Genomic DNA, 9,339 nt, shown 5'->3' with positions numbered 1-9,339 from the left:
CCATCACGAACGTGATGGACGGGGTATCAACATATCTGGCGTTGACTTTTGGCACGCTGTTGAGTTCTCAAGGAACGGACGCTTCCTTTGTACTCACCCGAGAGACTCTCTCAGGCTTTCCTCCGGGCGCTTCCCTTCGGTCTTGCGTTTCCGACTCTATCAGATCTTTTTCCGATCTGATTTCCTCGGTGCTTTCCAGGTTCCCGCTTCCGCGTTTCCCTTTCCGGCGGTTCCGACTCTATCAGATCCTATCGGGCCCGATTCCCTGTCGGCGGGATTGTCATCGGCTTCGGGCTTTCGCCTGTCGGCCTTTCGACATTCACTACGTTAGCGGGTCTCCTTGCCGATTCATAATCGGCTTTCGCGAGTTCCCATTCGAGCATGCGGGCACGCCGAAGAGGACCCCGCTGAGGGGTTGTGCTAGGTAGTGGGTTGGCCGCTTCCGGGTGGTGGCGATCGCCGTACCCGCTTCAGCGGCTCGGACTACATTACGGGGCACGCAAGGGAGCGTCAACTTCGGCGTCGCCTCGGTACATGCGCCCGGTACGGGCTCACCGTCGGGTCGTCGGCGATCCAGTAGCGCCAGGGATGGACGCCGCCGTCGCCGGACACGCCGGTGCGGGGACCGTTGCGTACCTGGTCACGGGGTACGGCCGTGCCCGTCAGGATGCGCAACGGGGTGTCGGCGGCGGTGCAGGCGTCCGTGCCGTTCAGGGCCCGGTCGACACCGAGGGCGGTGGCCAGGCGGGCGGGGCCTTTGGCCAGTTCCTTGTCGTTGCGGGCCGAGAGGCGACGGGTCCGGGCTTGTTCCGCTCCCTCGACGATCTCGCCGGCGCGGAGCAGGACCGCGCTCGCCCTCCCCTCGGGACCGCACACCAGGTTCATGCAGAACCACATGCCGTAGGTGAAGTAGACGTAGACGTGTCCGGGGGGACCGAACATCACGTCGTTGCGGGCGGTGCGGCCGCGGTAGGCGTGGGAGCCGGGGTCGTTCTGACCGTCGTAGGCCTCGACCTCTGTCAGGCGGAGGGCGATCGGGCCGTCGGGGGTGGTGCGGACGAGGACGCGGCCCAGGAGGTCGGGTGCCACGTCGAGGACGGGGCGGTCGAAGAACTCCCTCGGCAGGGGCGTACGGTCAAGGGTCGCGATCATGCCGTCCGAGCGTAACGCAGACGGTACGGGCGGTGGGGTGGTCAGGGCGCGGGCGGCTTGTCAGGGTGGGGCGCGGAACCGGCCACGGCCGGATCGCGTATGTAGGGATCAAGGGTTCGGTTCACGCGCAAGCGCTGGAGAGGGAGAGACATGGCGTTCAAGAAGCTGCTCGCGAGTCTGGGAGCCGGCGGGGCCTCGGTCGAGACGGTGCTGAACGAGGTGAACGTCGTGCCGGGCGGCGTCGTCCAGGGTGAGGTGCGGATCCAGGGCGGGTCCGTGAACCAGCAGATCGAAGGGCTGTCGGTCGGGCTGCAGGCCAAGGTCGAGGTGGAGAGCGGCGACCAGGAGTACAAGCAGGACATCGAGTTCGCGAAGGCGAGCCTGGGGGGTGCCTTCGAGTTGCAGGCCGGGGCGGTGCACGCGGTGCCGTTCGGTCTGGAGATTCCGTGGGAGACCCCGGTCACCATGATCGACGGGCAGGCGCTGCGCGGGATGAACATCGGGGTGACGACCGAACTGGCGATCGCGCGGGCCGTCGACTCCAGTGACCTGGACCCGGTCAACGTGCACCCGCTGCCGGCGCAGAAGGCGATCCTGGACGCGTTCATCCAGCTGGGCTTCCGCTTCAAGAACGCGGACATGGAGCGCGGGCACATCCGGGGGACGCGGCAGCAGCTGCCGTTCTACCAGGAGCTGGAGTTCCAGCCGCCGCAGCAGTACCGGGGGCTGAACCAGGTCGAGCTGAGCTTCGTCGCCGACGAGCAGGCGATGGACGTCATCCTGGAGATGGACAAGAAGCCGGGGCTGTTCAGCGAGGGCAGCGACACCTTCCGGTCGTTCCAGGTCGGGCTGCACGACTACCAGGGGACCGACTGGGCGGCGTACCTCAACCAGTGGCTGTCCGAGGTCGGCAGCAAGCGGAACTGGTTCTAGGCTCGGGATCGACGAGACGAACCCGATCAGGAGGTACCCGAGGTGACCGAGCACAAGCGGCGGCCGCTCCCCCATGACTTCCACCCGCCCGTGCCGGCGTTCACGGTGACGAGTGAGGACGTGCAGGAAGGGGCGACGCTCAAGGACGCTCAGGTCTACGCGGCCGGCAACACCTCGCCGCACTTGCGGTGGGAGGGCTTTCCGCCCGAGACCAAGAGCTTCGCCGTGACCTGCTACGACCCGGACGCGCCTACGGGGAGCGGGTTCTGGCACTGGGTGGTGTTCGACATCCCGGCCTCGGTGACGGAGCTGCCGGCGGGTGCGGGCAACGGGACGTTCGAGGGGCTGCCGGACGGTGCCGTCCAGGTGCGCAACGACTACGGCAGCAAGGACTTCGGCGGTGCCGCTCCGCCGGCCGGGGACGGGCCGCACCGGTACGTGTTCACGGTGTACGCCGTGGACCAGGAGAAGCTGGGGCCGGACGCCGAGGCGACTCCGGCGTTCGTCGGCTTCAACCTGCGGTTCCACACGATCGCGCGGGCGCACTTGATCGGTGAGTACGAGGTGCCCGCCGAGGGCTGATCCGCATGTGAGCGTTCATGGAACGTTTGCCCGTCCCTGGTCTTGGAAGTGATCAGGGACGGGCATTTTTATTGCGTTGTCCATCCCGGCGTGCCCGGCCAGAGTTGATCCAGCCCGCCAGGGGGTGGGCCGGTGCGCACGGGAGGTGGGCTGGTATGCGGGACACGCTGGTGCTCAACGCGAGCTTCGAGCCGCTGTCTACGGTGACGTTGAACCGAGCCGTCGTTCTGGTGCTGCAGGACAAGGCCGTCGTCGAACAGGCCCACCCCGAACTGCGGATGCGCGGAGCCGCGCTGGACATACCGGCGCCCCGGGTGATCAGGCTGTGCCAATACGTACGGGTGCCCTTCCGAAGACGTGCTCCGTGGTCGCGGCGGGGGGTGCTGGTCCGGGACCGGCACCGGTGCGCGTACTGCGGGCGGCGGGCGACGACCGTGGACCACGTGGTGCCGCGGTCGCACGGCGGGCAGGACACCTGGCTGAACACGGTGGCCTCCTGCGCGGAGGACAATCACCGGAAGGCGAACCGGACGCCTGAGCAGGCGGGAATGCCGTTGCTGCGTCAGCCTTTCGAGCCGACTCCTGCGGACGCGATGTTGCTGGCGCTGGGGCGGGAGGACTTCGCCGCGCTGCCGGACTGGTTGGTCCTGGACGCGGCTTGATGGTTTCGCCGTAGGGGCGCGGTGGTTGTTCACCGGCTGCGGGTGGGATGTGGCTGGTCGCGCCCACGCGGCGGAACCGCACATCGATACAGCCCCGCGCCCCTTTCGGGGCGCGTCAGTCGATGGACGGCTTCTCGCGGCGCTCCTGGGGCGGGACGGTGCCGGTGGCCGGACCGCCGCCCAGGCCGCCGAAGTTGCCCATGGCGCCGGACAGGCCCTTGAGGGCGTCGCCGATCTCGCTGGGGACGATCCAGAGCTTGTTGGCGTCGCCCTCGGCGATCTTCGGCAGCATCTGGAGGTACTGGTACGAGAGCAGCTTCTGGTCCGGGTCTCCGGCGTGGATGGCCTCGAAGACCGTACGGACGGCCTGGGCCTCGCCCTCGGCGCGCAGGGCGGCGGCCTTGGCCTCGCCTTCGGCGCGCAGGATCTGGGACTGCTTCTCGCCCTCGGCGCGCAGGATCTCGGACTGCCGGACACCTTCGGCCTGGAGGATCGCGGCGCGCTTGTCGCGGTCGGCGCGCATCTGCTTCTCCATCGAGTCCTGGATGGAGGTGGGCGGCTCGATCGCCTTCAGTTCGACGCGGTTGACGCGGATGCCCCACTTGCCGGTGGCCTCGTCGAGGACGCCGCGCAGGGCCGCGTTGATCTCCTCGCGGGAGGTCAGGGTGCGCTCCAGGTCCATGCCACCGATGATGTTGCGCAGGGTGGTGACGGTGAGCTGCTCGATCGCCTGGATGTAGCTGGCGACCTCGTAGGTCGCGGCGCGGGCGTCGGTGACCTGGTAGTAGATGACCGTGTCGATGTTGACCACCAGGTTGTCCTGGGTGATCACCGGCTGCGGCGGGAACGGGACGACCTGTTCGCGCAGGTCGATGCGGTTGCGGATGGTGTCGATGAACGGGACGACGATGTTGAGGCCCGCGTTCAGCGTGCGTGTGTAGCGGCCGAAGCGCTCGACGATGGCGGCGCTGGCCTGTGGGATGACCTGGATCGTCTTGATCAGGGCGATGAAGACCAACACCACCAGGATGATCAAGACGATGATGACCGGTTGCATGGTCGTTCCCGTACCCTTCTCCGCCTCGGCGCTCTTGGCAGATCCTGACTGCTGCTGATCTTACGGCTGTTGATCTTACGGCTGTTGAGGATCTTGCTGGTCGAGTCTGACAGACCGTCGCCCGCCTCGGGGGCTGTTCGCCCAGTTGGGTGGTGCGTCGTCACATGATGATCGCGGTCGCGCCCTCGATGTCCACGACGTCCACCTCCTGTCCCACGTCGTAGGCGCGTGCGGTGTCGAGGGAGCGGGCCGACCAGATCTCGCCGGCCAGCTTGACCCGGCCGCCGGAGCCGTCGACGCGTTCGAGGACGACGGCCTGTCTGCCCTTCAACGCCTCGACGCCCGAGAGGAGTTGGGGGCGGTCCTTGCGGTGCCGGGCCGCGATCGGGCGCACCACCGCGATGAGGGCGACCGAGACGATGACGAAGACGAGGACCTGTACGACGACGCCGGCCCCGATCCCGGAGGCGATCGCCGCGGCGACGGCGCCCACGGCGAGCATGCCGAACTCCGGCATCGCGGTCACGACGAGGGGAATTCCGAGTGCTGCCGCGGCGACGAGCCACCACACCCATGCGTCGATGTCGTTCACATGGTCATGGTAGGTCCGGGGGTCGCTGCGGGGACAGGGCGCAAAGGGGACGGAGTGGGTCGGGCCGGGGCGGGGTGGGTCAGGTGAGCGGGAGGCCCTGTGCGGTCCAGCGGTCGCCGACCTGTTCCACGACGAGCGGGAGGCCGAAGCAGAGGGAGAGGTTGCGGGAGGTCAGCTCCAACTCCAGCGGGCCGGCGGCCAGTACCTTGCCCTGACGGATCATCAGGACGTGGGTGAAGCCGGGGGCGATCTCCTCGACGTGGTGGGTGACCATGATCATCGAGGGGGCGATCGGGTCGCGGGCGAGGCGGCCGAGGCGGCGTACGAGGTCCTCGCGGCCCCCGAGGTCGAGACCGGCGGCGGGCTCGTCGAGGAGGAGCAGTTCGGGGTCGGTCATCAGGGCGCGGGCGATGAGGGTGCGCTTGCGCTCGCCCTCGGAGAGGGTGCCGAACTTCCGGTCGAGGAACTCGGTCATGCCGAGGCGGTCGAGGAAGGCGCGGGCGCGCTGCTCGTCGATCTCCTCGTAGTCCTCCTGCCAGGTGGCCGTCATGCCGTACGCGGCGGTCAGCACGGTCTCCAGGACGGTCTGGCGCTTGGGCAGCTTCTCGGTCATGGCGATGCCGGCCATGCCGATGCGGGGGCGCAGTTCGAAGACGTCGGTGCCCGGCTTGCCGAGGGTCTCGCCGAGGATGGTGGCGGTGCCCTGGCTGGGGAAGAGGTAACTGGAGGCGAGGTTGAGGAGGGTGGTCTTGCCGGCGCCGTTGGGGCCGAGGATCACCCAGCGCTCGCCCTCCTTGACCGACCAGGAGACCTGGTCCACCAGAGCCCGGCCCTCGCGGACCACGGATACGTCCTGAAGCTCCAGAACATCGCTCATGAGCGCGTTGTCTCCCCTTACAGTGTGGCCGGTCTCGGCTGTCGCGTACGCCTGTGGCTCGGTCGGCCGCGCCGGTGGGCGCCGCCCTCTACGAAATCTACGCCACCGGTCGGCTCCGCCGTTCCATCGGGCCGGTCTCCAGGGTGCCTCTGACGGGTCGGCGTGGGGTCGTGCGGGGTCGGCGTCGGTCGTCCCGGAAGACGGGGTGCCGGGCGTCGCGACGCCTCGGTGGTCCGTCAGGGGCGCTCTAGGGTGGTGGGCATGCTCACGGAACCACGTGCAGGGCGGCTCGCCGCCTGGGGAAACGCACTACTTGTCGGAGTCGTCTCGCCGGATGACGCCGTGCTCGCGATCGTCGGGGAGGACGCGGTGCACCGCGTGGCGGGGCTGCCGGGTGAGTCGGCGCCGGTCGGGCTGACGCTGGCGCTGGGCCGGTTGCGGGCGCTCGGGGTGACCGGGCTGCGGGTCGCGCTGCCGGCGCCGGGGCATCCGCTGGGGCTGAGCGGGCCGCCGGAGTTCAACGCGCGGGCGCTGGAGGCCGAGGAGGCGGTGGTCTGTCACGGGGCGGCGCTGGGGCTGGTGCCCGAGGTGTACGAGGCGGGGCCCGAGGGCGATGTCCATGTGGAGGTCGTCTGGCACTGCCTGCCGGTGCGCGAGGCGCCGCCCGCGGACGTGCTGTCGTTGGCGGAGGCCGAGCGGGAGTTGGCGGAGGCGCTCCGGGAGGCGACCGAGGTGCTGACGCGGCTCGACGTGGCCGGGTCGGGACCGGTGGCGCAGGCGGCGGTCGCCGCGTACCGGGCGCGGGCGGAGGCGGGACGCGAGGTGCTGGCGCCGGGGTACCCGCCACGGGCGGCGCGGGTGCTGGAGCTGGCGCAGCGGGTGGGCGCGCTGGTCTCGCTGGCGTACGAGAACGGGCACGGGGGCGCGGTGAGCGCGTCCGAGATGGCGGCGCGGTCGCATGCGCTGCGGCCGGTGGAGCGGACGGCTCGGCGGGCCTTGGTGGCGGCGTACAACTCCGTCGTGGAGGAACGCGAGCGGGGGTGACGTCCCCGGGCCGGTGGCCGGCGTCGGTGCGGGCCGGCCGGGTCACCCCGGCCCGGCGTCGACGGGGTGCCGTCCGCACCCGCCCCGTGCCGCCCGTGGCACGGTCGTCCCGCGGGTCAGCGGGGCGGCTGCCCGCGGGGCGGCGAGGCGCACGGCACCCCCGTGGCGGCGACCGTCAGTGGTTGACGCCCTCGTTGCCGAAGGCCGGGTTCAGGACGCCGATCACGTTCACGCTGTTGCCCACGGCGTTGACCGGAATGTGGATCGGCGCCTGGACGACGTTGCCCGAGGCGACGCCCGGGGAGCCGATGGCCTCGCCGTGGGCACCGGCACCGCCGGGGGTGGCGGAGGCCAGGCCGGCACCGGCGGCGACCAGCCCGCCGGCCACCATCGTCACGGCCGCTGCCTTCTTCAGGTTCTTCACGTACAACCCCTCCTTGCGATCACCGCGGCAGGCGCCGCGGCACGCACTGGAGAACGGCGGCGTCCCCGGGAGGTTGCGCCATTCGGGGGCCATTCCCACGACGGTATGAATCTCACTCCGGAACGGAACCCTCCGCACTGCCGTGGCGTACGGCCCACAGCGCGGCCTGGGTGCGGTCCGCGAGGTCGAGTTTCATGAGGATGTTGGAGACGTGGGTCTTCACCGTCTTCTCGGAGAGGACCAGGGCGCGGGCGATCTCCCGGTTGGAGCGGCCGTCCGCTATCAGGGCCAGCACCTCGCGCTCCCGGTCCGTGAGGGAGCCGGCCCTGCCGTGGCCGGGCCCGGCGCCCTCGGCCGAGAGCAGGGTGCCCGCGACCTCGGGCTGGAGCAGGATGTGCCCGGCGTGCACCGAGCGGATGGCGCCGGCGAGCGCGTCGGGGTCGACGTCCTTGTAGACGTACCCGGCGGCGCCCGCGCGCAGCGCCGGGACGACCGTGCGCTGCTCGGTGAAGCTGGTGACGATCAGTACGCGCGCGGGGTGGCCGAGTGCGCGGAGCCGGCGCAGGGCCTCCACGCCGTCCATGCCCGGCATCTTGACGTCCATGAGGATGACGTCGGGGTCCAGCTCTGTGGCGCGGGCGACTCCCTCGGCGCCGTCCGCGGCCTCTCCGACCACCTCGATGTCGTCCTGGACCTCCAGGAAGGTGCGCAGGCCGCGGCGGACCACCTGGTGGTCGTCGACGAGCAGCACCTTGATCGCTTCAGCCACCGGGGACCTCCATCGTGATCGTGGTGCCCTTGCCGGGCGCCGATTCAATGGTCAGGCTGCCGCCGACCCCGCTCGCCCGGTCCCGCATGGAGACCAGGCCCAGATGGCGCCCCGCGCGGTGCACGGCCTGCGGGTCGAAGCCGCCGCCGTCGTCCGTGACCCGCAGCACGGCGCCCGCCCCGGCCCGGTGCAGCGTCACGTCGACGTGCTCGGCGCCGGAGTGCCGCAGGGCGTTGTGCAGTGCCTCCTGGGCGACGCGCAGCGCGGCCTCCTCCTGGGCGGCGGGCAGTGCCCGGACGCCGTGGCCGGTGAAGGTCACGCGCGCGGTGTGGGCGCGGTCGAAAACCTGGACGTGGGTGCGCAGGGTGGCGACGAGGCCGTCCTCGTCCAGGGCGGCGGGGCGCAGCTCGACGACGGCGGCGCGCAGCTCGTCCGTGGCCTCGGCGGCCAGGGCGGCCACCTGCTGGAGCTCGTCCTTGGCGCGGGCGGGGTCGCGGTCCACCAGGCGGGCGGCGGCCTGGGCGGTGAGGCGCAGGGAGAACAGTTTCTGGCTGACCGCGTCGTGCAGCTCGTGGGCGAGGCGGGTGCGTTCCTCGGCGATGGTCAGTTCGCGGCTGCGCTCGTAGAGGCGGGCGTTGGTGAGGGCGATGGCGGCGTGCTGGGCGAGGATGCCGAGCAGTTCCTCGTCGTCCTGGGTGAAGCCGCAGCCGGTCCGCGGTGTGTCGCAGTTCTTGTTGGCCAGGAAGAGCGCGCCGATGACCTCGTCACCGTCGCGGATCGGCAGGCCGAGGAAGTCGGCGAGGTCGGGGTGGGCGGACGGCCAGCCGCCGAAGCGGGGGTCCTCGCGGACGTCGGCCAGGCGCTGGGGGCGGGCGTCGTGCAGCATCGCGGCGAGGATGCCGTGCTGGCGGGGCAGGGGGCCGATGGCCTTCCACTGCTCGTCGCTGACGCCGTCCACCACGAACTGGGCGAAGCCGCCGTGGTCGTCGGGGACGCCGAGGGCCGCGTACCGCGCGTCGAGCAGTTCGCGGGCCGAGGCGACGATCGTCTTGAGGACGTCGCGCACCTCCAGGTGCCTGCTCATGGCCAGCAGCGCGGAGCTGACCGCGGCGAGGCCGGACCGGGGGCCGTGACTCATGACCTCACGGTACCGGCGGGGTGTGACAGCGCGGATCGGACCTGTGGCGGGCGGTGAGGCGGGTCGGTGGTCCTAGGGCGGAGGTCCCGGGCGGGCCCGGGCGGGCCCC

General features: G+C 70.7%; 11 protein-coding genes. 4 read left to right on the top strand and 7 right to left on the bottom strand.

What is annotated here, in order from left to right; all coding sequences use genetic code 11:
- Window positions 1-510: 510 nt before the first annotated feature.
- Window positions 511-1,152, bottom strand: a complete 642-nt coding sequence (locus ACIQR3_RS10185; RefSeq protein WP_403536753.1) for a DNA-3-methyladenine glycosylase — start codon at window positions 1,150-1,152, stop codon at window positions 511-513.
- Between the two features lie 150 nt (window positions 1,153-1,302).
- Between ACIQR3_RS10185 and ACIQR3_RS10180 the strand changes: the two genes are divergently transcribed.
- The 3 genes from ACIQR3_RS10180 (at window position 1,303) to ACIQR3_RS10170 (ending at window position 3,329) form a co-directional block, all read left to right on the top strand.
- Window positions 1,303-2,085 carry a sporulation protein gene (locus tag ACIQR3_RS10180; protein ID WP_215174486.1) on the top strand — a complete coding sequence of 261 codons (783 nt, stop codon included), beginning with the start codon at window positions 1,303-1,305 and terminating at the stop codon, window positions 2,083-2,085.
- 42 nt (window positions 2,086-2,127) lie between these two features.
- On the top strand, window positions 2,128-2,667 hold the full coding sequence (locus tag ACIQR3_RS10175) for a YbhB/YbcL family Raf kinase inhibitor-like protein (protein ID WP_403536750.1): 540 nt from the start codon (window positions 2,128-2,130) through the stop codon (window positions 2,665-2,667).
- A 155-nt stretch (window positions 2,668-2,822) separates the two neighbouring features.
- Window positions 2,823-3,329 carry an HNH endonuclease gene (locus tag ACIQR3_RS10170; RefSeq protein WP_215174490.1) on the top strand — a complete coding sequence of 169 codons (507 nt, stop codon included), beginning with the start codon at window positions 2,823-2,825 and terminating at the stop codon, window positions 3,327-3,329.
- A 115-nt stretch (window positions 3,330-3,444) separates the two neighbouring features.
- Here the strand turns inward: ACIQR3_RS10170 and ACIQR3_RS10165 are convergent, their stop codons facing one another.
- The 3 genes from ACIQR3_RS10165 to ACIQR3_RS10155 form a co-directional block, all read right to left on the bottom strand.
- Entirely contained in the window at window positions 3,445-4,386 is a 942-nt protein-coding gene (locus ACIQR3_RS10165; RefSeq protein ID WP_215174493.1) for an SPFH domain-containing protein, read from the bottom strand.
- A 160-nt stretch (window positions 4,387-4,546) separates the two neighbouring features.
- On the bottom strand, window positions 4,547-4,978 hold the full coding sequence (locus ACIQR3_RS10160) for an NfeD family protein (RefSeq protein WP_215174495.1): 432 nt from the start codon (window positions 4,976-4,978) through the stop codon (window positions 4,547-4,549).
- A gap of 79 nt (window positions 4,979-5,057) precedes the next feature.
- Entirely contained in the window at window positions 5,058-5,855 is a 798-nt protein-coding gene (locus ACIQR3_RS10155) for an ABC transporter ATP-binding protein (protein WP_215174497.1), read from the bottom strand.
- A 261-nt stretch (window positions 5,856-6,116) separates the two neighbouring features.
- Here ACIQR3_RS10155 and ACIQR3_RS10150 point away from each other — a divergent pair, with 261 nt between their 5' ends.
- The gene (locus ACIQR3_RS10150) at window positions 6,117-6,899 is read left to right on the top strand and encodes a hypothetical protein (protein ID WP_403536745.1); all 783 of its coding nucleotides are present in this window, start codon (window positions 6,117-6,119) and stop codon (window positions 6,897-6,899) included.
- 175 nt (window positions 6,900-7,074) lie between these two features.
- Here the strand turns inward: ACIQR3_RS10150 and chpE are convergent, their stop codons facing one another.
- The 3 genes from chpE to ACIQR3_RS10135 all read right to left on the bottom strand — a co-directional run bounded on the left by chpE (window position 7,075) and on the right by ACIQR3_RS10135 (window position 9,230).
- The gene (chpE, locus tag ACIQR3_RS10145) at window positions 7,075-7,323 is read right to left on the bottom strand and encodes a chaplin ChpE (protein WP_403536743.1); all 249 of its coding nucleotides are present in this window, start codon (window positions 7,321-7,323) and stop codon (window positions 7,075-7,077) included.
- A 112-nt stretch (window positions 7,324-7,435) separates the two neighbouring features.
- The gene (locus ACIQR3_RS10140; protein WP_403536740.1) at window positions 7,436-8,092 is read right to left on the bottom strand and encodes a response regulator; all 657 of its coding nucleotides are present in this window, start codon (window positions 8,090-8,092) and stop codon (window positions 7,436-7,438) included.
- A complete protein-coding gene (locus ACIQR3_RS10135) occupies window positions 8,085-9,230 on the bottom strand; it encodes a GAF domain-containing sensor histidine kinase (RefSeq protein ID WP_403536738.1) in 1,146 nt (381 codons plus the stop codon). Before ACIQR3_RS10135 ends, ACIQR3_RS10140 begins: the two co-directional genes overlap by 8 nt.
- Window positions 9,231-9,339: the final 109 nt, after the last annotated feature.

Source organism: Streptomyces sp. NPDC090994, from assembly GCF_044768905.1.
In the GTDB taxonomy this organism is placed as follows: Bacteria; Actinomycetota; Actinomycetes; order Streptomycetales; family Streptomycetaceae; genus Streptomyces.
Note: the sequence above shows the minus strand (reverse complement) of the source record. Positions and strands in the feature narration are given on the sequence as shown.